Source organism: Lysobacter cavernae, assembly GCF_042648505.1.
GTDB classification, from domain to species: Bacteria; Pseudomonadota; Gammaproteobacteria; order Xanthomonadales; family Xanthomonadaceae; genus Lysobacter_L; species Lysobacter_L cavernae.
Genome location: NZ_JBHRXK010000009.1, coordinates 1 through 22041 on the forward strand (window position 1 = coordinate 1; position 22041 = coordinate 22041).

At 68.0% G+C, this 22041-nt stretch carries 25 protein-coding genes; 16 read left to right on the top strand and 9 right to left on the bottom strand.

Annotation, left to right across the window (positions count from 1 at the left end; all coding sequences use genetic code 11):
• Positions 1-102 precede the first annotated feature (102 nt).
• The 9 genes from ACFOLC_RS14760 to ACFOLC_RS14800 all read left to right on the top strand — a co-directional run bounded on the left by ACFOLC_RS14760 (position 103) and on the right by ACFOLC_RS14800 (position 7172).
• Positions 103-471, top strand: coding sequence for a hypothetical protein (locus ACFOLC_RS14760; protein WP_386760024.1), 369 nt, complete (start codon positions 103-105; stop codon positions 469-471).
• A gap of 150 nt (positions 472-621) precedes the next feature.
• On the top strand, positions 622-993 hold the full coding sequence (locus tag ACFOLC_RS14765; protein ID WP_386760025.1) for a nuclear transport factor 2 family protein: 372 nt from the start codon (positions 622-624) through the stop codon (positions 991-993).
• A gap of 229 nt (positions 994-1222) precedes the next feature.
• Positions 1223-1726, top strand: a complete 504-nt coding sequence (locus tag ACFOLC_RS14770) for a cupin domain-containing protein (protein ID WP_386760026.1) — start codon at positions 1223-1225, stop codon at positions 1724-1726.
• A gap of 174 nt (positions 1727-1900) precedes the next feature.
• Positions 1901-2260 (top strand): MmcQ/YjbR family DNA-binding protein, encoded by a 360-nt coding sequence (locus tag ACFOLC_RS14775; RefSeq protein ID WP_386760027.1) that lies wholly within the window; start codon positions 1901-1903, stop codon positions 2258-2260.
• A gap of 220 nt (positions 2261-2480) precedes the next feature.
• Positions 2481-3782, top strand: coding sequence for an amidohydrolase (locus tag ACFOLC_RS14780; RefSeq protein ID WP_386760028.1), 1302 nt, complete (start codon positions 2481-2483; stop codon positions 3780-3782).
• A 185-nt stretch (positions 3783-3967) separates the two neighbouring features.
• Complete coding sequence (locus ACFOLC_RS14785; RefSeq protein WP_386760029.1) at positions 3968-5293, top strand: M20 family metallopeptidase; 1326 nt, start codon at positions 3968-3970, stop codon at positions 5291-5293.
• A gap of 109 nt (positions 5294-5402) precedes the next feature.
• A complete protein-coding gene (queF, locus tag ACFOLC_RS14790; RefSeq protein WP_386760030.1) occupies positions 5403-6227 on the top strand; it encodes an NADPH-dependent 7-cyano-7-deazaguanine reductase QueF in 825 nt (274 codons plus the stop codon).
• A 92-nt stretch (positions 6228-6319) separates the two neighbouring features.
• On the top strand, positions 6320-6622 hold the full coding sequence (locus ACFOLC_RS14795) for a LysM peptidoglycan-binding domain-containing protein (RefSeq protein WP_386760031.1): 303 nt from the start codon (positions 6320-6322) through the stop codon (positions 6620-6622).
• 64 nt (positions 6623-6686) lie between these two features.
• The gene (locus ACFOLC_RS14800) at positions 6687-7172 is read left to right on the top strand and encodes a hypothetical protein (RefSeq protein ID WP_386760101.1); all 486 of its coding nucleotides are present in this window, start codon (positions 6687-6689) and stop codon (positions 7170-7172) included.
• A 96-nt stretch (positions 7173-7268) separates the two neighbouring features.
• Here ACFOLC_RS14800 and ACFOLC_RS14805 read toward each other — a convergent pair whose 3' ends face one another.
• On the bottom strand, positions 7269-7652 hold the full coding sequence (locus ACFOLC_RS14805) for a YchJ family protein (RefSeq protein WP_386760032.1): 384 nt from the start codon (positions 7650-7652) through the stop codon (positions 7269-7271).
• A gap of 80 nt (positions 7653-7732) precedes the next feature.
• Here ACFOLC_RS14805 and ACFOLC_RS14810 point away from each other — a divergent pair, with 80 nt between their 5' ends.
• Entirely contained in the window at positions 7733-8437 is a 705-nt protein-coding gene (locus ACFOLC_RS14810; protein WP_386760033.1) for a UPF0149 family protein, read from the top strand.
• Positions 8438-8450: 13 nt separating this feature from the next.
• Positions 8451-8813, top strand: a complete 363-nt coding sequence (locus ACFOLC_RS14815; RefSeq protein ID WP_386760034.1) for a YkgJ family cysteine cluster protein — start codon at positions 8451-8453, stop codon at positions 8811-8813.
• A 24-nt stretch (positions 8814-8837) separates the two neighbouring features.
• On the opposite strand, the gene ACFOLC_RS14820 is transcribed toward ACFOLC_RS14815, so the two are convergent.
• Entirely contained in the window at positions 8838-9323 is a 486-nt protein-coding gene (locus ACFOLC_RS14820) for a nuclear transport factor 2 family protein (RefSeq protein ID WP_386760035.1), read from the bottom strand.
• Positions 9320-10264 carry an alpha/beta fold hydrolase gene (locus tag ACFOLC_RS14825; protein ID WP_386760036.1) on the bottom strand — a complete coding sequence of 315 codons (945 nt, stop codon included), beginning with the start codon at positions 10262-10264 and terminating at the stop codon, positions 9320-9322. The genes ACFOLC_RS14820 and ACFOLC_RS14825 overlap by 4 nt, the downstream gene beginning before the upstream one ends.
• 209 nt (positions 10265-10473) lie before the next feature.
• On the opposite strand from ACFOLC_RS14825, the gene ACFOLC_RS14830 reads away from it, so the two are divergent.
• The 3 genes from ACFOLC_RS14830 to ACFOLC_RS14840 all read left to right on the top strand — a co-directional run bounded on the left by ACFOLC_RS14830 (position 10474) and on the right by ACFOLC_RS14840 (position 15175).
• Positions 10474-11034 (top strand): TetR/AcrR family transcriptional regulator, encoded by a 561-nt coding sequence (locus tag ACFOLC_RS14830; protein ID WP_386760037.1) that lies wholly within the window; start codon positions 10474-10476, stop codon positions 11032-11034.
• A gap of 233 nt (positions 11035-11267) precedes the next feature.
• Positions 11268-13502, top strand: coding sequence for an NADP-dependent isocitrate dehydrogenase (locus ACFOLC_RS14835; RefSeq protein WP_386760038.1), 2235 nt, complete (start codon positions 11268-11270; stop codon positions 13500-13502).
• Between the two features lie 200 nt (positions 13503-13702).
• Complete coding sequence (locus ACFOLC_RS14840) at positions 13703-15175, top strand: DUF1254 domain-containing protein (protein ID WP_386760039.1); 1473 nt, start codon at positions 13703-13705, stop codon at positions 15173-15175.
• Positions 15176-15261: 86 nt separating this feature from the next.
• On the opposite strand, the gene ACFOLC_RS14845 is transcribed toward ACFOLC_RS14840, so the two are convergent.
• A complete protein-coding gene (locus ACFOLC_RS14845; protein WP_386760040.1) occupies positions 15262-16404 on the bottom strand; it encodes a fatty acid desaturase family protein in 1143 nt (380 codons plus the stop codon).
• Positions 16405-16418: 14 nt separating this feature from the next.
• Positions 16419-17522: a ferredoxin reductase gene (locus ACFOLC_RS14850; protein WP_386760041.1), complete on the bottom strand. Its 1104-nt coding sequence runs from the start codon at positions 17520-17522 to the stop codon at positions 16419-16421.
• A 93-nt stretch (positions 17523-17615) separates the two neighbouring features.
• On the opposite strand from ACFOLC_RS14850, the gene fabR reads away from it, so the two are divergent.
• Positions 17616-18269: an HTH-type transcriptional repressor FabR gene (fabR, locus tag ACFOLC_RS14855; protein WP_386760042.1), complete on the top strand. Its 654-nt coding sequence runs from the start codon at positions 17616-17618 to the stop codon at positions 18267-18269.
• Positions 18270-18293: 24 nt separating this feature from the next.
• On the opposite strand, the gene ACFOLC_RS14860 is transcribed toward fabR, so the two are convergent.
• From ACFOLC_RS14860 to ACFOLC_RS14875, 4 genes are all read right to left on the bottom strand, one after another.
• Positions 18294-19370 carry a DMT family transporter gene (locus ACFOLC_RS14860; RefSeq protein ID WP_386760043.1) on the bottom strand — a complete coding sequence of 359 codons (1077 nt, stop codon included), beginning with the start codon at positions 19368-19370 and terminating at the stop codon, positions 18294-18296.
• Positions 19371-19421: 51 nt separating this feature from the next.
• Entirely contained in the window at positions 19422-20249 is an 828-nt protein-coding gene (locus tag ACFOLC_RS14865) for an AraC family transcriptional regulator (protein ID WP_386760044.1), read from the bottom strand.
• 70 nt (positions 20250-20319) lie between these two features.
• Positions 20320-20541, bottom strand: a complete 222-nt coding sequence (locus ACFOLC_RS14870) for a hypothetical protein (protein ID WP_386760045.1) — start codon at positions 20539-20541, stop codon at positions 20320-20322.
• Between the two features lie 163 nt (positions 20542-20704).
• Complete coding sequence (locus ACFOLC_RS14875) at positions 20705-20914, bottom strand: hypothetical protein (RefSeq protein ID WP_386760046.1); 210 nt, start codon at positions 20912-20914, stop codon at positions 20705-20707.
• Positions 20915-21064: 150 nt separating this feature from the next.
• On the opposite strand from ACFOLC_RS14875, the gene ACFOLC_RS14880 reads away from it, so the two are divergent.
• A complete protein-coding gene (locus ACFOLC_RS14880) occupies positions 21065-22015 on the top strand; it encodes a LysR substrate-binding domain-containing protein (protein ID WP_386760047.1) in 951 nt (316 codons plus the stop codon).
• The last annotated feature ends 26 nt before the right edge of the window (positions 22016-22041 follow it).

Genomic DNA, 22041 nt, shown 5'->3' on the forward strand with positions numbered 1-22041 from the left:
GATCAACGGTGCGCCGATCTGAATGAAAGTCCGCTCGTGCCATCGCAGCCGGGGCGGATCGTGTTCAAGACGGGCGGTATTTCAGCAGCCTGCTAGGCGGCTATGAACCTGACCTACATCGCAATCTGGATATTCCTCCCATTGATCGCCGCGTTTGTGGCGTACAAGAAACAGCGCTCCTGGGTTGGAGCCTTGCTGTTGACCTTCATTGCCCCGCCGCTTGGGCTTCTTGCCACATTTCTCACCAGCCCTCACCCAGACACCGGCGCCAAAAGCAGCACAAGGGCAAGGTACTTATTTGGCCTGTTTCCTCTTTGGCTCGCCTTAACGCTCATGCTCATTGGCGGCGCAACAACCAAGTCCGCTGAGTACTGGAATACCACACCTTGGCTGCTCTTAGCTGCGATACCTGCCTGCATCGTGACACTCGTGCTCGTTGAGCTATTCACACTGCTCAAGAAGCGCGCTTGACACTCAGCTATGCTCAGATCGCCGCCTAACAATTCGTTCAAGCCGAAACCGCTTCGTTCCAGCAAAATGTGGCACAAAAAAGCGTGCCACATTTTGCTTCCACTACGCGGTTCGGCTTAACTCAGGCGTTAGCCTTCACGGAGACAGGTCATGGGCACCCAACGCAACTCCGAGATTGCCACTGAGTTCCTCGCCATGATTACCTCAGGCAGCGTTCGCGAGGCGTATGAGCGCCATGTTGCAGACTCTTTCACGCATCACAACGCTTACTTCCCTGGAGACCGCGAGTCACTTCTCGTCGCAATGGAGCAAAGCGCCGCGAGTGAACCAAACAAATCCCTCACCGTAAAGCAGGTCGTTGATTCTGGTGATCGCGTAGCTGTCTTTTCACACTTGTATCAAACCAATCAGGAATATGCGGTCGTGCACATTCTCAGATTTGAGCGCTCTAAGATCGTCGAGATGTGGGACATCGGGCAGGAGATCCCAAAGGACTCGCCTAATGCTCTTGGCATGTTCTAGGTGTGAAGGCTAACAATTCATTCAAGCCGACGGCTTCGCGTCCCGGCTTGATTCAGGCGTTAGGGGGGGTAACGCTCAACACGTGTCGTCATCCCCGCGAAGGCGGGGACCCATGGACGTTAAGCCCTTGAACAACATTGCCCCTGGATTCCCGCCTTCGCGGGAATGACGAGCAGAAGCGACTTATTCAGCATTGCCTTAAGCGCCACTCACACATGCGAGTCTCGCAATGTCCGAACACGCAAAGACCCTGGCTGAACGACTGATCCGCAACGTCCACGAAGTGCCTTACACCGACTTTGTTCGGCCGCCGCTGTACGAGTCGCAACGCTCGAAGCTCTCCCTGGGCACCGCGGCCAGGAAGCTCGGCACATGCTTCGACATTCTTCCGCCGGGCAAGCGCGTCTGTCCGTATCACCTGCATCACGCGCAGGAAGAGCTCTTCGTCGTTCTTGAAGGCACGGGAACACTGCGCGTGGCCGGGGAGATGCTGCCGATCAAGGCCGGCGACGTCATCTTCATTCCAGCCGGGCCGGAGTACCCGCACCAGATCATCAACACCTCCCAGGCCCCCTTGAAGTACCTGTCGATCAGCACCCTGGAGGAGCCCGAGATCTACGAGTACCCCGACTCGGGCAAGTTCATGGCGGAGGGCAGCATGGACCGCGAGAACCCCTTCGAGGTGATCGCCAAAATCGGCAGGAATGCAGGCTACTGGGACGGTGAGCCATGAAGGTGGCGCCCAACCCTGCATTCCCGCGGAAGCCGCTCCGCGGCGTCGCTGGAGGGCTGCTTACCGTCAGCCTGCATGTAGCGCGTGATTGCGGCACAGCACCGGGCGCTGTGCGGGCGCCGCGATGACATCGCTCGCTGCAGCCCGGCAAGCACGACACCTTAAGCTGCATGCATGGACACGACCCAACTGCAGGCATTCTGCGCCGGCCTCGCCGGCGCCACCGCGCGCCTGCACCCGCCGCCGCGCAATGTGCTGGTCTATGCGGTCGGCGACAAGACCTTCGCCTATTTCAAGACCAGCGAGCCGGAGCAGTGGCGCTTCAGCATCAAAGTCACGCCAGAGCGTTTCGTCGAGCTGACCGATGTGCCCGGCATCAAGCCGGCGCGCTGGATGGGGCGCTATCGCTGGGTGACCATCGTCGACGTGCACCGCGTGCCGCAGGACTACCTGACCGAGCTGGTGGAGTGGTCCTACCGGCATGCGCTGGGCTCGCTCAGTCGCACGCGGCGGGCCGCCGTGCTGGGCGCGTAGACGCACCCTATTGATCCGAATTGATCCGACCCTCAAATAAATCGTTGTAGGAGCGGCTTCAGCCGCGAGTACTTCGCGTGTCCACGGGGCATCCGCCCAAAGCTCGCGGCTGAAGCCGCTCCTACGTGAAACACAATTCGGGCCGGATCAATCGTCATATCGCGCGCTATGCGGTGCCGGTTTGACGCTAGCATCGCGCTGTTTCCCGGGAACTCTTTCAATGCGCCCACTGCTGCTGCCGACCCTGCTCGCCGCCTGGCTGGCTTCACCACTGCAAGCCCAGGCGTCCGCTGCGCCCGAAGTCGCCGAAGCCGCGCGCGACGTGCAAGCGCAGGTCGTGGCCTGGCGCCGCGACATCCACCAGCATCCCGAACTGGGCGAGCAAGAGGTGCGCACCGCGCGCCTGGTCGCCGAGCAACTGCGCAAGCTCGGCCTGCAACCGCGCACCGGCGTGGCGCATACCGGCGTGGTCGCCGTGCTCAAGGGCGGCAAACCGGGCCCGCGCATCGCGCTGCGCGCCGACATGGACGCGCTGCCGGTGACCGAGCAGACCGGCCTGCCGTTCGCGTCCAAGGTCACCACGCAATATCGCGGGCAGAACGTCGGGGTGATGCACGCCTGCGGCCACGACGCGCACGTGGCGATCCTGCTCGGCGTCGCCACGGCGCTGGCGGCGCAGAAGGACACGCTGGCGGGCGAGGTGATGTTCGTGTTCCAGCCGGCCGAGGAAGGGCCGCCGCAACCGGGCCAGCCGTTCGGCGCCAAGCTGATGCTCGACCAGGGCGTGTTCCGTGAGTTCCAGCCCGAGGCGGTGTTCGGCCTGCACGTCTGGGCGGGATTGCCGATCGGCCAGGTCGGCGTGCGCAGCGGCCCGCTGCTGGCCGCCGCCGACGAATGGAGCCTGACCGTGCGCGGCCAGCAGACCCACGGCTCGCGGCCGTGGGACGGCGTCGACCCGATCACCGTCGCCGCGCAGATCCTGCTCGGCACGCAGAGCCTGATCGCGCGCCAGGTCAACATCGCCGCGACCCCGGTGGTGCTGACCGCCGGCCAGTTCAATGCCGGCGTGCGCTTCAACATCATCCCCGACGAGGCCCGGCTGGTCGGCACGCTGCGCACGTTCGATGCGAAAGTGCGCGAGGACGTGATCGCGCGCTTTACGCGCACCGCGCAGGATTTCGCCCATGCCAGCGGCGCCAGTGCCGAACTCAGCGTGGTCAGCAATGCGCCGACCACGGTCAACGACGCGGCACTGACCGCGCGCGTGCGGCCGTCGCTGCAACGCGCGGTGGGCGAGGGCAATGTGATCGAGATGCCGATGGTGACGGTGGCCGAGGACTTCGCCCAGTTCGCCAACACCGTGCCGGGCATGTATTTCTTCGTCGGTTCGACCGGCGCCGGCATCGATCCGGCCCAGGCACCGATCAACCACTCGCCGCAGTTCCTGCTCGACGAGCAGGCGCTCGACGTCGGCGTGCGCAGCCTGCTGCAGCTGACGCTCGACTACCTGCACGCGCCGTGATGCCGCAGCCCGGGTAAGGCTGCAGTCGCACCCGGCAACGCAAACCACCGCGACCAGGCCCCGGGTGCGCTGCGCTTGCCCGGGCTGCCGTCGCACGGGACCGCCTGCACGGCACGCCTGACCGGTGCACGGTCGACGCCGGCCGCTATCGGCTAGCATCGGCGAACACTTCCTGGAGTCTGCCGATGCGTTTGCTGCTTGCGGTGCTGACCGGCGCCCTGCTCGCCACCCCGTTGTTCGCCCAGGCGCAGGCCGCTGCCGCCACGCAGCGCCCCGAAGTCACCGCCGCAGCCCAGGCGGTGCGGCAGAAAGTCGTCGCCTGGCGCCGCGATTTCCACCAGCACCCGGAGCTGTCCAACCGCGAAACGCGCACCGCGGCCAAGGTCGCCGAGCACCTGCGCGCGCTCGGCCTGAAGCCGCGCACCGGCATCGCCCACCACGGCGTCGTCGCGATCATCGAGGGCGGCAAGCCCGGGCCGAAGATCGCGCTGCGTGCCGACATGGACGCGTTGCCGGTGACCGAGCAGGTCGACCTGCCGTTCGCGTCCAAGGTCACCACCACCTTCAACGGCCAGACCACCGGCGTCATGCACGCCTGCGGCCACGACGCCCACACCGGCATCCTGCTCGGCATCGCCGATGCGCTGGTGAAGATGAAGAAAGACCTGCCCGGCTCGGTGATGCTGGTGTTCCAGCCGGCCGAGGAAGGCGCGCCCGCCGGCGAGAACGGCGGCGCCTCGCAGATGCTGGCCGAAGGCCTGTTCAAGGACTTCAAGCCCGAGGCGATGTTCGGCCTGCACGTGTTCTCGACCCTGCAGGCCGGCCAGATCGGCGTGCGCCAGGGCCCGCTGATGGCGGCCTCGGACAAGTTCACCATCAAGGTGAAAGGCCGGCAGACGCACGGCTCGCGGCCGTGGGGCGGCATCGACCCGATCGTCGCCGCCGCCGACGTGATCGGCAGCGCGCAGACCATCGTCAGCCGCCGCACCGACATCGCCAAGCTGCCGGCGGTGGTCAGCTTCGGCGCGATCAAGGGCGGTATCCGCTACAACATCATCCCCGACGAGGTCGAGCTGGTCGGCACCATCCGCACCTTCGACGAGGGCATGCGCCAGCGCATCTTCGCCGATCTGAAAAACGTCGCCGAACACGTCAGCGCCGCGAACGGTGCCACCGCCGTGGCGCAGGTGCCCGACGAGGACGGCAATCCGGTCACGGTCAACGACCCGGCACTGACCGCGCGCATGCTGCCCAGCCTGCAGGCGGCGGCCGGTGCCGCCAACGTGGTCGAGCCGTCACTGCAGATGGGCGCGGAGGACTTCTCGTTCTACGCCAAGGAAGTGCCGGCGATGTTCTTCTTCGTCGGCGCGACCGCCAAGGGCATCGACCCGGTCACCGCGCCGAGCAACCACTCACCGCAGTTCGCGCTGGACGAGTCGGCGCTGGACCTGGGGCTGCGGGCGTTGTTGCAGGTAACGCTGGATTATCTGCACGGGCCGGGGAAAGTCTGAACAAGCCGGTTGGATCGCCATTCCCGCCTGCGCGGGGATGACGACAACTTTCACGTTCCAGGCCAGTATCCAGACCAGCGGTCGCGCGCCAGGCAGGTAAAATCGCCGCATGACCAGCCAAGAACTTCCCCTCGGCCGCCACGTCGACTACCCGCGCGCCTACGACGCGTTCCTGCTGTTCCCGATCGCGCGCACGCTCGGCCGCCACGAGATCGGCCTGAGCGAGGACACGCTGCCGTTCATCGGCGTCGACCGCTGGCATGCCTACGAGCTGAGCTGGCTCGATGCGCGCGGCAAGCCGTGCGTGGCGACCGCGACGATCACGGTGCCGGCGGACTCGCCGCAACTGGTCGAGTCCAAGTCGCTCAAGCTCTACCTCAACTCGTTCAACGCCGCGCGCTTCGACAGCGTCGAGGTGGTGCGCGCGCGCATCGCCGACGACCTGGCGCGTGCCGCCGGCGCGCCGGTGACGGTGGCGTTCGGCCTGCCGCCGATCGACGAGAGCGCCGCCGGCAACGCCGTGCTGGACTGCATCGACGGCCTCGACGTCGCCATCGACGACTACGGCCCGCCCAATGCGAACCACCTGTCCGCCGATGCCGCCCACGTCGTCGGCGAGACCCTGACCAGCGCGCTGCTGAAGTCGAACTGCCCGGTCACCGGCCAGCCCGACTGGGCGCGTGTGGTGATCGCCTACCGCGGGCCGCGACTCGACCGCGCCGGGCTGCTGCGCTACCTGGTGTCGTTCCGCGATCACGCCGAATTCCACGAGCAGTGCGTCGAGCGCATCTTCAGCGACCTGCTTGCGCGCGCGCGGCCGCAGCAGCTGTCGGTGGAGGCGCGTTACACCCGCCGCGGCGGTCTCGACATCAACCCCTGGCGCGCCACGCCGGGCACCCCGCGTCCGGCCGCGGGCCGCGACGAGCGCCAATGAACCGCCGGTCCGGCGCTCACCGGGTCGCCATATTTCCTTAACAAGTGCCGTGTCATGGTGCTTCCCGCCCATACGGCAGGAGCCTGCAACCCATGACCACCCCGGATAAAAAAGCCGACTTCTCCGGCGTCAGCGCCAATGTCGAGACGACCGAGCAGAAGGTGGAGAAGGCCGACTTCTCCGGCGTCAGCGCCACGGTCGACAGCACCGAGGAAAAAGTCGGTGAGCAAACCTACACCGTCGCCAAGGGCGACACGTTGTCGCACATTGCCAAGCAGTTCTACGGCAAGTCCAGCAAGTGGAACGCGATCTTCGACGCCAACCGCGACCAGCTCGACAACCCCGACAAGATCCAGCCGGGCCAGGTGCTGAAGATTCCCGCGATCGACGACTGAGCCCGCGACCGCTGCGCCGGTCGTACGCACGCTCTTACCCGACTTATCAGGAGATCCACCCATGATGATCCGCAATCGCATGCACCTGGCCGTGGCCGCCGCCCTGTTGGCTTCGTTGGCCCTGGTCGGCTGCAAGAAGAAGGAAGAGGCCGCGGTGGTGACCCCACCGGCGGCGACCGAACCGGCGCCGTTGCCGCCGGCCGAGCCCGTCCCGGCCCCCGCCGCGGTCAGCGTGACCGGCGTGACCCTCGGCACCGCCGCCGGCGCCGACAAGAAGATCGCCGCGCCGATGACCGCCTTCACGTCGAAGGACAAGATCATCGTCTCGGTCGCCACCAGCGGCACCGCCAGCAACGCCGAACTGGCCACCAAGCTGGTCTACCAGGACGGCCAGACCGCCGGCGAGCAGAAGCAGACGCTCAACACCACCGACATGGGCACGACCAACTTCGAGTTCACCAACACCAAGCCGTGGCCGGCCGGCAAGTACAAGGCCGAGGTCTGGCTCAATGGCGCGGCCGCGCAGACCAGCGAGTTCGAGATCAAGTAAGGCACCCTTCTCTCTCTCCGCCTTCGGGCGGGCAAGCCCGGGCGCGGCGATTCTGGCCGCGCCCTTTTTTTATCCGCTGCGCGCCGATGCGCGAATTCAGCGCGCCGGGAACGTGCCGTCGAGGTAGTACCAGCGGCCGTCCTCGCGCACGAAGCGGCTGATCTCGTGCAGACGCACCGCCGGCGCGCCACCGCTGCGGCAGCGCGCGACGAACTCCACCGTCGCCGCGTCCGGTCCGGTCAGCGCGTGCCGCTTGACCTCCAGCCCGAGCCAGCGCGTCGCGCCGACATCGCCCAGGTCCAGCTCGGCCGGGCGCGTACGCGGGTGCCAGGTCGCCAGCAGGTAGTCACGTTCGCCGCGCACATAGGCGCTGTAGCGCGAGCGCATCAGCGCTTCCGCGGTTTCGGCCGCGGCACCGGCGTGGAGGCGGCCGCAGCAGGCGGCGTAGGGGCGGTCGGGGTGGCAGGGGCAGGCGCTCATCGGTGAATTCTCGGACAGTCCACGCCATCGCGACTACCATGCGCGGTCTCCCGCTCCCGAAGCTGCCACCGAGTCCGCCCATGAAAGCCCCCACCACCCTCGACGACGACCAGATCGAACGCCTCGCCGAGCTGCTCGAGCAGCGCGCGGTGCCGTTCAAGGGCTTCAACCTGGAGGCGCTGGACGGTTACCTGTCGGCGCTGGCGGTGGGGCCGGAGACGGTGGCGTTCGAGCAGTGGCAGGCACCGGTGTGGGGCATGCCGCCGCGCTGGAAGGATGAAGACGAGCGCGTCCAGGTCGAGGCGCTGCTGCAGGGCCACTGGAACATGGTCAGCCAGCGCGTGCGCTTCGGCGACGACGACCTGCCCGACCACCTGGCGCCGCTGCTGTGGCTGCCGGAGGAACCCGAAGCCGAGAACGACGACGAACTCGACGTCGGCCGCGACTGGGCGTTCGGCTTCTTCCGCGGCGTCGAGCTCAACGAGATCGCCTGGGACCAGTGGCTCGACGAGCACGAATGGATGGACGAGATCTTCGCCCTGCTCGACCGCCTCGCCAGCGGCGAAGTCCTGGCCGAGGACCCGACCCAGCCGGCCACGCCGATCAGCTACCGCGAGCGCCTGGAGATCATCGCCGGCCTGCCCGGGATGCTCGCCGACCTGCACCATCACCGCATCGAGGCGCTGACCCCGCGTGAGCCGCTGCGCCGTGCCGACACCCCCGACCGCAACGCGCCGTGCCCCTGCGGCAGCGGCAAGAAATACAAGAAGTGCTGCGGCGCCTGAGCCCGCGCACGCAATGCCGATCCATCCCTGCTTGAGTTGCGGCGCCTGCTGCGCCGCATTTCGGGTTGCATTCCACTGGTCCGAAAGCGAGCCCGCGGTCGGCGGCATCACGCCGATGCCATTGACCGCGAAGCTCGATCCGCACCGCGTCGCGATGCAGGGGACACTGAGCGCGCCGATCCGCTGCACCGCCTTGTGCGGCCAGGTCGGCCGCGACGCGCACTGCGGCATCTATGCGCAACGGCCGTCGCCGTGCCGCGAACTGCAGCCGGCCTGGGAGCACGGCCAGGCGAGTCCGCAATGCGATCGCGCCCGCCTCGCCCACCGCCTGGCGCCGCTCACTCCGGACCATTGGAACGTCCCGGTCACGCCCTGACCGCACAGCGCGCAGCGACTCGGCTCACAGGCCCAGTTCGCTCAAGCCGGGATGATCGGCCGGACGCGGCCCGGCCGGCCATCGGAATGCACGCTCGCTGGCCGCGATCGACACGTCGTTGATCGAAGCCTCGCGGCGGCGCATCAGGCCCTGCGCGTCGAACTCCCATTGCTCGTTGCCGTGCGAGCGGAACCAGCGCCCGTCATCGTCGCACCACTCGTAGGCGAAGCGCACCGCGATGCGCTGCTCGTCGAACGCCCACAGTTCCTTGATCAGCCGGTACTCGTGCTCGCGCGCCCATTTGCGTTGCAGGAACGCCACGATCGCCTCGCGGCCGCTGAAGAATTCGGCGCGATTGCGCCAGCGGCTGTCGGGCGTATAGGCCAGCGCGACCCGTTGCGGGTCGCGGCTGTTCCAGGCGTCCTCGGCCAGGCGGGCCTTGTGCCGCGCGCTGTCGCGGGTAAACGGCGGCAGCGGCGGTCGCGCAGCGGCGAGGGCCTCGGCGGTCACGCTGCGCCGCCGATGCGATGGCGCTGCAGGAACTCGCGGATCAGCGCGGCGATCGGCGCGGCGTGGGTTTCCAGGGCGAAGTGGCCGGTGTCGAGCAGATGCACCTCGGCCTGCGGGTTGTCGCGGCGGTACGGCTCGGCGCCAGCAGCGAGGAAGATCTCGTCGTTCTCGCCCCACAGCACCAGTGTCGGCGGACGGTGGTTGCGGAAGTAGGCCTGCCACTGCGGGTACAACGGCGGGTTACTGCGGTAGTCGTGGAACAGGTCGAGCTGGATGTCCTGGTTGCCGGGGCGATCGAGCAGGGCCTGGTCGAACGTCCACGCGTCCGGCGACAGCCGCGTGCGATCGTCGACACCGTTGCTGTACTGCCATTGCGTGGCCGCGGCCGAGGTCAACCAGCGCAAGGCCTCGCGCTCGGTCTGCGCACCGCTGTGCCAGTACGCCTTGATCGGATCCCAGAACGCGCCGAGGCCTTCGTCGTAGGCGTTGCCGTTCTGCACGATCAGGGCGCTGACCCGCTCGGGGTGCTGGACGGCGAGGCGAAACCCGACCGGCGCACCGTAGTCCATCACGTACACGGCGTAATTCTCGATGTGCAATTGCTGCAGCAGCCCGTCCACCAATTGCGCGTAGCGGTCGAAGGTGTAGGCGAACGCCTCGCGCGCCGGCATGGCGCTGTGGCCGAAGCCCGGGTAGTCCGGCGCGATCACGTGGTAGCGGTCGGCCAGGCGCGGGATCAGGTCGCGGAACATGTGGCTGGAGGTGGGAAAGCCGTGCAGCAACAGCAGGGTCGGGGCATCGCGCGGTCCGGCCTCGCGGTAGAACAACTCGACACCATCGACGAGGACGGTGTGATGGCGGATGTCTGGCAGGAGCGGCGCAGCGTTGGCGCCTTGGGCTGAGGCCGGTTCGAGCGGGGCATCTGGAAGGACGTTGAGCATGGAGGGCATTCCTTATGGATGAGGCGGAGATTGGGTGCCAGGGCAGCGCCGTTTACTTCGCAGGGACCACCTGGGTTCGGCCATTTCCGTTAACTTGAACCGAACGATCAGTACAATATGGACGTCCATTGCGACTGTCAAGCGGGCCGGCCGCCTTGACCTAGCCGCCGCCGTCTGGGACTGTACCGATCGTTCTGTAGGAAACCGCCATGCCCGCCGCACTGATGCCCCGCGAAGAAGTCGTCGACCGCCTGATGGCCGTGTTCCGCACCTACGGCTACGACGGCGCCTCGCTGGCGGAGCTGTCGAAAGCCACCGGCCTGGGGCGATCGAGCCTGTACCACTACTTCCCCGGCGGTAAGGAGGACATGGCGCGCGGCGTGCTGGACCGCATCGACGCCTGGCTGGCGGACACCGCGCTGGCGCCGCTGCGCGGCAAGGGCACGCCGCGCAAACGGCTGGAGGCGATGCTCGCCGCGCTCGACGCGTTCTATGTCGGCGGCAGCGAGCGCTGCCTGCTTGGCAACCTGGTCCTGGGCGGATCACGCGAGCGTTTCCAGGCCCGCCTGCAGGGCACGTTCTCGACCTGGATCGACGCGCTGGCCGCGCTTGCGGTCGAGGCCGGCGTCAGTCGCAAGGCCGCGCGCGAGCGCGCCGAAGACGCGGTGCTGCAGGTCCAGGGCGCACTGATCCTGGCCGGCGGCCTCGACGACCCGGCACCGTTCCGGCGCGTGCTGCGGCGCATTCCCGACCTGCTGCTGGCCGCCTGAACCTTCGAGGGCGCGGTGCGGAACGCATGATCTCCGTACGCACACGTGCGGGCTGATAACCCCAAGCCACGACAACATCACCTTCGGTGCTTTGCCCGGACTCGCGTGAACCGCGACAATGGCGCGGTTGCGCGCCGTCCTGGCGCCCGTCGACCTTGGCACTCACGCAATCACGGTGGTGCCCGGCCCGCGAGGGCCTCCTCTTCCGCATCCGCAAGCGAGTCCCCGCCGACATGCCCAACACCCCCAAGATCATTTACACGCTGACCGACGAAGCCCCGTTCCTGGCCACGCAGTCGCTGCTGCCGATCGTCGAGGCCTTCACCGCCACCGCCGGCATCATCGTGGAGACTCGCGACATCTCGCTGGCCGGCCGCATCCTGTCGCAGTTCCCGGATTTCCTGCGCGACGACCAGAAAGTCGCCGACCACCTGGCCGAGCTCGGCCAGCTGGCGACCACGCCCGAAGCCAACATCATCAAGCTGCCCAACGTCAGCGCCTCGGTGCCGCAGCTCAAGGCCGCCATCGTCGAGCTGCAGCAGCAGGGCTACGCGCTGCCGGATTACCCGGAAGAGCCGCAGGGCGAGCGCGAGAACGAGATCAAGGCCCGCTACGACAAGATCAAGGGCAGCGCGGTCAATCCGGTGTTGCGCGAAGGCAACTCCGACCGCCGCGCCCCGTTGTCGGTGAAGAACTACGCGCGCAAGCATCCGCACAAGATGGGCGCATGGTCGGCCGACTCGAAGTCGCATGTCGCCCACATGAGTGATGGCGATTTCTACGGCAGCGAGCAGTCGGCGCTGATCACGCAGGCCGGCACCGTGTCGATCGAGCTGGTCGGCCAGGACGGCCGCCGCAACATGCTCAAGACCAACATCAAGGTGCAGGCCGGCGAACTGATCGACGCCGCGGTGATGAGCGCGCAGGCGCTGTCGACTTTCATCGACGCGCAGATCGACGACGCGCGCGCGCAGGGCGTGCTGTTCTCACTGCACCTGAAGGCGACCATGATGAAGGTCTCCGACCCGATCATGTTCGGCATCGCGGTACAGCGCTTCTACCGCGACGTGCTGGCCAAGCACGCCGACGCGCTGGCGCAGGCCGGCTTCGATGCCAACAACGGCATCGGCGACCTGTACGCGCGCCTGCCGTCGCTGCCGGCCGACGTGGTCGCGCAGATCGACACCGACATCGCCGTCGAGTATTCGCAGCGTCCCGGCCTGGCGATGGTCAACTCCGACAAGGGCATCACCAACCTGCACGTGCCCAGCGACGTCATCGTCGACGCCTCGATGCCGGCAATGATCCGCGACTCCGGGCGCATGTGGAACACCGACGGCGCGCTGCAGGACACCAAGGCGGTGATCCCGGACCGCTGCTACGCCGGCATCTACCAGGCGGTGATCGACGACTGCAAGGCGCATGGCGCATTCGACCCGGCGACCATGGGCTCGGTGCCCAACGTCGGACTGATGGCGCAGAAGGCCGAGGAATACGGCAGCCACGACAAGACCTTCCAGATCCCCGCCGACGGCAGCGTGCGCGTGCTCGACGGCGCCGGCAACGTGCTGATGGAGCACGCGGTGCAGGCCGGCGATATCTGGCGCATGTGCCAGACCAAGGACGCGCCGATCCAGGACTGGGTCAAGCTGGCGGTCAACCGCGCGCGCCTGTCCAACACGCCGGCGGTGTTCTGGCTCGATCCGCAGCGCGCGCACGACGCCAACGTCATCACCAAGGTCGAGAAGTATCTGAAGGACCACGACACCGCCGGTCTGGATATCCGCATCCTGGCGCCGGTCGCGGCGATGCAGCTGTCGCTCGATCGCATCCGCCAGGGCCAGGACACGATCTCGGTCACCGGCAACGTGCTGCGCGACTACCTGACCGACCTGTTCCCGATCATGGAGCTGGGCACCAGCGCCAAGATGCTGTCGATCGTGCCGTTGATGGCCGGCGGCGGCCTGTTCGAAACCGGTGCCGGCGGCAGCGCGCCCAAGCACGTGCAGCAGTTCGTGGAAGAAGATTACCTGCGTTGGGATTCGCTCGGCGAGTTCCTGGCACTGGCCGCTTCGCTCGAGCATCTGGCCGAGCGCTACGACCACGCGCGTGCACGCGTGCTGGCCGATGCGCTGGACGCCGCCAACGGCGCCTTCCTCGACAACGACAAGTCACCGTCGCGCAAGGTCGGCGGCATCGACAACCGTGGCAGTCACTTCTACCTGGCGATGTACTGGGCCCGGGCACTGGCCGACCAGGGCAGCGATGCCGAACTGAAGTCAAAATTCACGACGCTGGCCAACGCACTGGAAAGCAACGAAGCAAAGATCGTCGCGGAACTGGTCGCGGTGCAGGGCAAGCCGGTGCAGATCGGCGGCTACTACCACCCGAACCTGGCCGCGCTCGGCCCGGCGATGCGTCCGAGCCCGACCTTCAACAGCGCGCTGGCGGCGTTGACGGCGGATTGATCCGTCGAGCAATACCTGCGCCGTCGGCAACGGGCGCAGTGAGCAAAACAACCCGGCTTTTTGCCGGGTTTTTTTGCTGTGGTTCAGGCAACATGGAGGTGGGCCCGCCCAACTTGCGGTCATGGGCACAACACGAGCCGAATCTCACGCGGCCTTCACATTTTACGCCCCGAAGATGCGCGATCACCCGGAGGGAAGTCATGCAACCGATCATCCGTAGTCCGTTCACTGTCGCCTTGTTGTCGCTGGCCATCGCAGCGTGTTCACGCGAACAAGTCGCCGCGCCTACCGTCACGACCGATCCGGCCAAGACGGCGGTCACGGGCAGCACGACACCTGCACCCGCTATCTCCGAGCAGGAGGCCTACGCCATCGCCAAGGAGGCCTACGTCTACGCCTATCCGGCGATGCTGACGTACGCGACCGTGCGCAAGCTGAGCAACTTCGCCGAGCCCATTGCCGGCGATACCTTCGGCCCGCCCAACCAGTTCCACCACGCGCTTGCGTATCCCAATGCCGATGACAAGATCGTCATCCGCACCAACGTCGACACCCTGTACTCGGCGGCCGTGCTCGACCTGAAGGCCGAGCCGCAGGTGCTGTCGGTGCCGGCGACCGACCGTTACTTCCAGCTGCCGATGCTGAGCCTGTGGACCGACGTGTTCGCCGTGCCCGGCACGCGCACCACCGGCAGGAACACCGCGCGCGATTTCCTCGTGGTCGCGCCGCAGTGGCAGGGCGACGTGCCGGCGGATCTGGAGCTGATCCGCAGCCCCACCCGTTACGTGTGGATCATCGGCCGCACCCAGACCAATGGCCCGTCAGACTACGAGAACGTCCACAAGATCCAGGCCGGCTATCAGCTGCGGCCGCTGTCGGCCCGGGGCAAGAGCGATTACACGCCGCCCAAAGGCACGGTCGATCCCGCTATCGACATGAAGGCCGATCCGCCGAAGGTGGTCGACCAGATGGACGCGGCGACCTATTACAGCCAATTCGCCGAGCTGCTGAAGGACAACCCGCCGACCTCGATCGACTACCCGATCATCCACCGGCTCGAACGCGCCGGTTTCAAGGTCGGCGCGAGCTTCGACCTGGGCAAGGCGCCGGACAACATCCGCAGTGCGTTCGAGCGCGGCTACGCCGACGGCAAGGCGCTGGTGGTGGCCGAGGGCGACAAGGCCGCCGGCAAGGGCGGCAAGGGCTGGGTCTACACCACCCGCAGCGGCACCTACGGCACCGACTACCTGTATCGCGCCGCGATCGCGCAGTGCTGCGTCGGCGAGAACCTGCCGCAGGACGCGGTCTACCCGGCGCTGTCGAGCGACAGCGAGGGCCGTCCGCTCGATGGCAACCACAAGTACGTGCTGCACTTCGACAAGGGCCAGTCGCCGCCGGTGGACGCGTTCTGGTCGGTCACGGCGTACGACACCGACGGTTACTTCATCCCCAACGCGATCAAGCGCCAGGCCATCGGCGACCGCGACAAGCTCGTCGCCAACGCCGACGGTTCGCTCGACCTGTACATCCAGGCCGATTCGCCGGGCGCGGACAAGGAAGGCAACTGGCTGCCGGTCGCCAAGGCGCCGTTCACGCTGCTGCTGCGGTTGTACTCGCCGCGCGAGGAATTCCTCGAAGGCCACTGGGCGCCGCCGGCGGTGGTGCGCAAGTAGACATACGATCTGTCGATGACCAGAAGGCCCGCTGAAGCGGGCCTTCTGGCTTTCAGGAGCGTGATGTGATGAGGCTTCAAGCCTGCCTAGCCGCCCTGCGGCGCCGGCTGCAGCGCGGCTGTCGCCGGTCGCGGCCGGCTGGGGAAGGCGTGGCGCACGATGCGCCAGATCACCTGGCCGAACTGTCGCGGCAGCGAACCGGTGTTGTAGTGCTGGCCGTAGCGTGCGCAGATCGCGCGCACCTCGACCGCCATCGTGGCGTAGCGGTTGGCCGGCAGGTCCGGGTAGAAGTGGTGCTCGATCTGGTGGCTGAGGTTGCCCGACAGCACGTTGAGCAGCTTGCCACCGGCGAGGTTGGACGAGCCGCGCAGCTGGCGCAGGTACCAGTGCCCGCGCGACTCACCGCGGATCGACTCCTTGGCGAAGGTCTCGGCGTCGGCCGTGAAGTGGCCGCAGAAGATGATCACGTACGTCCACACGTTGCGCAGGCCGTTGGCGACCAGGTTGCCGAGCAGCACCGGCAGGAAGAACGGTCCAGCCAATAGCGGGAACAGCAGGTAGTCCTTCAACAGCTGACGCAGTATCTTGCGCCGCACTGGGCGGAACAGCGCGCGCATCTTGGCGTGGCTGGTCTTGCCGGCCAGCCAGCGTCCCAGCTTGAGGTCCTGGATCGCCACGCCCCACTGGAACAGCAGCGCGAACACCACCGCCACCAGCGGCTGCACCAGATAGAACGGCCGCCAGCGCTGCTCGGGAAAAATGCGCAGCAGGCCGTAGCCGATGTCGTCGTCCATGCCGCGCACATTGGTGTAGGTGTGGTGCTTGAAGTTGTGCGTCTTGCGCCAGTTGTCACTGGTGCCGGCGATGTCCCACTCGTAGGTCTTGCCGTTGAGTTGCGGGTCGCGCATCCAGTCGTACTGGCCGTGCATGACGTTGTGGCCCAGCTCCATGTTCTCCAGGATCTTGGACAGCGCCAGCAGCAACGCGCCGGCGATGCAGGCCGGCCACAGCAGCCACGGCCACAGCGTGCCGCCGCCGATGGCGCCGGCGAACAGCAACACGCGGCCGGCGAAGCCGCTGTAGCGCACCGCCTTGACGATGCCGCGGATGTAGTCGGCGTCGGCCTGGCCGAGCGTGGCGGCGGTGCGCGCACGCAGCGCGTCGAGCTCGTTGCCGAAGGCGTCAAGCTCGGATGCGGTCAGGGGACGGTTGCGGATTTTTGCGGTCATGACGGAAGGTCTTATCAAAGATCGATGACGAGATCGCTGGCGGCGCTGTTCACGCACAGCCTGAGCGCGGACACCGGCTCGCCGACCTCCTCGCCGGTGTGTAGGTGACGGGTGGTGCCGCTGCGCTTGGCGCAGGCGCAGGTGTTGCAGATGCCCATGCGGCAGCCGGCGGCCGGCTTCAACCCGGCGGCTTCGAGCGCGGCCAGCAGCGAGGCGCCACGCGGCAGCGTCAACGTACGGCCGCTGGCGGCGAGCGTGACCTGGGCGGTGCCGGTATCGCCGATGAGCCGCGGCGGCGGGGTGAAGGCTTCGGCGTGGAACGACCGCGCCTGCGGTGCCGCCAGCGCGCGGGCCTGGTCGACGAAGCCACCGGGGCCGCAGGCGAAGACCTGCCGCGTGTCCAGGTCCGGCACGCAGGCCGACAACCGCATCGCGTCGATGCGGCCTTCGCCCTCGTCGGCCAGCGTCGCCGGCTCGCGGGTCAGGACGAAATGGACGGTGAAATCGGCGTGCTTGGCCGCCAGCGCACGCAGCTCGTCGGCAAAGCAGCGCTCGGCGCGCGTACGCGTCCAGTACACCAGGGTCAGCGGCACCGGCATGCCCTGCGCGGCGAGCTGGCGCACCATCGCCATCAACGGCGTGATGCCGCTGCCGGCGGCGAGGAACAGCCAGCGCCCGTGCGGCGACGCGGGCAGCGTCATGTCGCCGAACGCCGCGTCCAGCTCGAGCACGTCGCCGACCTGCGCCCGTTGGCACAGGTGCTGGCTCAGCCGACCGCCGCTGATCGCCTTGACGGTGATCGCGACGCGGCCGTCGGCGCGCACCGCATCGGACAGGCTGTAGCTGCGGGTGACGCGCACACCGTCGACCTCGACTCCGAGGTTGAGGTGCTGGCCCGGGAGGGCGCCGGCCCAATGGCGGTTGGGCTGCAGCAGCAGGGTGACCGCGTCGGCGGACTCGGTCTGGCGCGCGACGATGCGCGCCAGCGGGCGCTGCCACGACCAGGTCGGGTGCAGCCGCGAGGCCCAGAAATCAAACAATGCCGGGGGCACGAGCGGCTGGACCAGGCGCCTGAGCCGGGCTGGGGTCGCGGGACGGGTTGCTTCGGGGGTAAGCATGGCCGCACTATACAGTTGGATACACAGTCGTGTATACAACTGTATATAAACGACACCGATATGATGTTGCCCCCGGCCCGATCCCTGCACCCCGTGACCCCACGCTCCGTCACTCCGGCCGCGCCCGTCGATCACGCCCCGGGCCGCAAGGCCTCGATCTCCCGCGACGACCTGATCGCCGCCGCGCTGCGCCTGATCGGCCCGCACCGCAGCGTGTCGAGCCTGAGCCTGCGCGAGGTGGCGCGCGAGGCCGGAATCGCGCCGAACAGCTTCTACCGGCAATTCCGCGACGTCGACGAGCTGGCCGTGGCCCTGATCGACCTGGCCGGGCGTTCGCTGCGCGAGATCGTCGGCAAGGCGCGCCACCGCATCGGCCGCGGCCAGAGCATCGTGCGCGGCTCGGTCGAGGCCTTCATCGAGCAGGTGCGCGCCGACGACCAGCTGCTGCACGTGCTGCTGCGCGAGGGCACGGTCGGCTCGGACGCGTTCAAGCAGGCGGTGGACCGCGAACTGAACTTCTTCGAGGAAGAACTGCGCGTCGACCTGATCCGCCTGGCGGCCCAGGACGGCGTCACCCTCTACGAGCCGGCGCTGGCTGCCCGCGCCATCACCCGGTTGGCCTTCGCCATGGGCGCGGCGGCGATGGACCTGCCACCGGAGAAGGATGCGGAACTCATCGAGCAGCTCACGCAGATGGTGCGGATGATCATCACCGGCACGCGCACCCTGGGCACGAGCCAGCCGTAACGCGCGCAGTACCGGCGGCCACGCTCAGGTCGCGTGACCCTCGCTCGCGGTCGGCTCCGGCTTGATCCGCACCGCCCACAGCACCCCGGCGATCAGCAACGCGATGCCGAGCAGCGTCAGCGGCTCCGGCATGCGCCCGCGCAGGACGAAGGCGTAGGCAAGCGCAGCCAGCGTTTCGAACACGATCAACTGCCCGGCCAGTGCGGTCGGCAGGCGCTGGCTGGCTTCGTTCCAGCACAACGTGCCCAGCCACGACGCGAACAGGCCGATTGCGACCATCAGGCCGACAAAGAACCCCGGCCGTGGCCCCAGCGGCATCGGAAAATCACTGCCGGTCAGCGCCATGCCGCCCCACAGCAGCGCGTAGCCAAGCAGCGCCAGCGGCAGTATCGCCACGCCCTGGGCGGTGGCCCAGGTGCGCGGACTGCGCTCGGGGTGTGCACGCAACCAGTCGGCGTTGCGCAGCGGGTACCAGGTCCAGCACGCCACCGCGATCACCGCGAGCAGCGCGCCCTGGGCGTAGCGCAGCGGTTCGGCGTCGGCATCGTTGCGCAGCGCGGTCAGCTCGACCTGGTTGACGCAGCCGATGCCGGCGGCGATCAGCAGCAGCGACGGCAGCAAGCGCAGCCACGGCAGGCGACCGTCGCGGCCGATGCTTGCATGATGCGCGCCGCGCAAATTGGCGCTGACCGCGATCACCACCGGCAAGGTGCCAATGATCATTGTCGGCACCGGCGCGCCGGCGCGTTGGATGGCACTGGCCAGGCACAGGTAATAGAGCAGGTTGCCGATCACGGCCAGCTTCAGCGCCTCGATCCAGTCGGCGCGAGTAAGCCGGCGCAAGGCGGCCCGGTCCAACCAGGCCAGCGGCAGCGCGATCAGGCCGAAGGCGAGGTAGCGGCCGACCGACTGCAGCGCCGCCGGGTACTCCGGCAACAGCAGCGGGCTGACAAACACCAGGCCCCACATCAGCCCGGCCGCCAGTGCGTAGAAGGTTCCGATCCACATGCGGCGATGCTGCACCGGTCGCGGCGCGCGGTCTTGCACCAGATTGCGGTGGCGCGGTGGTGCAGCGCGGATGCGCTGTGGGAATGCCGGCATCACGACTTCGCCAGACCCTCACCCCAACCCCTCTCCCGGTGGGAGAGGGGCTTATCCGTTGCGCATCTGCTGCCGATAGCGCGCCGGCGTCACCCCGTAGCGGCGCGCGAACGCGCGGGTGAGGTGGGCCTGGTCGCTCAGGCCGGTGGCCGCGGCCACCTGCGCCGGTGCCTCGCCGGCGGCGAGCCGGCGCTTGGCGTCGAACAGGCGCAGCGCCATCAGCATCTGCTGCGGGGTGGCGTGGTAGTGGGCGCGGAAACTGCGCAGGAAATGAAACGGGCTGAGCCCGGCCACGGCGGCGAGCTCGTCGAGCGTGAGGCGCTGCGCCAGGTGCGCGCGCAGGTAGTCGAGCACCGGCGCGAAACGCGGCGCGGCCTCGTCCGCCGCGGGTCGGGCGCGGCGGGCGTGATCGCGCAGCGGCGTGAGCAGGGACGCCAGCAGGCTGTCGAAGGCCAGCGGTTCGCGCTCGCGCCACAGCGCATCGAGCAGCGCGGTGACGCGCCGCGCACGCGCCGGATCGTGGCGCACGGCCGCGTCGAACCACCAGCCGCGCTCGCCGCTGACCTCTTCCACCACCGCCGGGTCGAGGTAGGCCATGCGGTAGCGCCAGCCGCCTGCGGTCTCGGCACGGCCGGTGTGCAGGGCATCGGGGTTCATCAGCACCAGCGAGTCGGGCGGCGCCAGGTGGTCGCTGCCACGGTAACGGAAACGCTCGACGCCGGATTCGATCGCGCCCAGGCCGTAGGCCTCGTGGGTGTGCGGCTCGAAGGCGTGGCGGACGATGTGGGCGCGGTACAGCTCGACCCCGGCGCGGTGCGACGGCCGACGGAACTCGGCGCGGTCCTGCGCATGCTCGAATTGAACGGGAACGCCCTGCATGCGCGGATTCTGCCATGGCCTCGCCGCATGCCGCGGCGAGGCCCCTGTGTGACGCGTCGATGCTTACATGTCAGGCGGCGGACGGCCGCGAGCGGTACGTGTCGTGCCACTCGACCGGGTGGGTGGCGACGTCGCTGGATTCGTCGTCGTGGAGGCCCGCGGTGGACAGGGCAAACGCGCGCCGGGCCTCGGCGCGGCGGCCGAAGCGCGGGCCGAACGCCGGCGTGCGGAACACCAGGTCGTGACCGGCGTAGCCGGTGTCACGCAGGCACTCGTTCTTGAACAGATGCATGGCGGAACTCCGTGGGGGAAGGGAGTGGTGATGCCGTGATCGCGCTCGTCCCTGAGCACGAGGCACGTTAGATGCGCGCCATGACCGCTGCTTGCCGTCGCGTTTGCAGATTTGTGTCGGCGCGGCGTTCATGCCGCCGCGCGCTTCGCGTCAACGCCGTCGATCAGGCGCAGCCAGCAACGGTCCCGTCGCAGTCGCGCGGCGCCGCAGCGGGCGTCGCCTTGTCCGACTGGGCATGCCCGAGCGGGGCGAAGAATTTCTCCGAGGCGACCCGGTTGCCGTAGCCCTGCGAATAGCGCGGCTGCGCTTCGTCGAACAGGTGCGGGTCGGTGATGTAGCCGTGCAGGGACAGCAGATTGGTGTAGATGTTCATGGTGGACTCCTGAGGCGGACTGGCCCGCGTGGCGTGGACAACTTCCTTGAGTGGGATGCAAGATAGACCCGCGCTTTACTGCAAAAAAGCGATGCTTTTGCAAGCCAATCTTGAATTTAATTCAAGTCTCGCGACCTCCGGAAGCCCGCCATGAGCCGTCCGCCGCTGCACTCCCTGCTCGGATTCGCCGCTGCCGCGCGCAGCGGCAACCTCACCCGCGCCGCCGAGACGATGCACCTGACCGTCAGCGCGCTGAGCCACCAGATCCGCGCCATCGAGGAGCGCCTGGGCGAGCGCCTGTTCGTGCGCGGCGCGCGCGGCGTCGAACTGACCGACGCCGGCCAGGCGCTGTTCGATCGCATCGCCCCGCACCTGGACGCGATCGAGCAGGCGTTGCAGCCGCGTCGGCGCCGCGGCGAGGCGCTGACGATCACGTTGATGCCGTCGTTCGCGTCGAGCTGGCTGGTGCCGCGACTGCCGCGCTTCCTCGCCGCGCACCCGCAACTGGAGCTCAGCCTGCAGTCCAACATCAACGTCGTCGATTTCGCCCGCGAGACCGGCCTCGACGCCGGCATCCGCTACGGCCCCGGGCATTGGCCGGGACTGGACGCGGTACACCTGTTCGACGACTGGGTGGCACCGATCGCGAGCCCGGCCCTGATCGAAAAGCTGGGCCGGCCGACGCTGGCCACGCTCGACCGCTTCCCGCTGCTCGGCGCGCCAGGCGGACGCTGGAGCGAGTGGTTCGCGCGCTACGGCGGCACGCCGCCTGCACGCTTCGTCGCGATCTTCGACGATTCGGAAAACCTGCACCGCGCCGCGGTCGAGGGCCTGGGGGTCGTGCTCGGGCGCATGACGCTGGCACGGCCGCTGATCGAGGCCGGCCACCTGGTCGCGCTGTTCGACGAGCGGCTCAAGGCCGAGTACGCGCATTACCTGGTGTTGCCGCCGCGCTCGCGCGAACACGCCGGCCTGGCCGCATTTCGCGACTGGCTGCTGGAAGAGGCGGGGCGGTACGAAGCCGGCAAAGCCGCGGCGCGCGAACGCGCCTCGCGCAGGCCGCCGCGCAAACACGCACCCACACCACACCGCCGCTCGTGAACCGTCGTCTTCGGTATCGCCCCCGG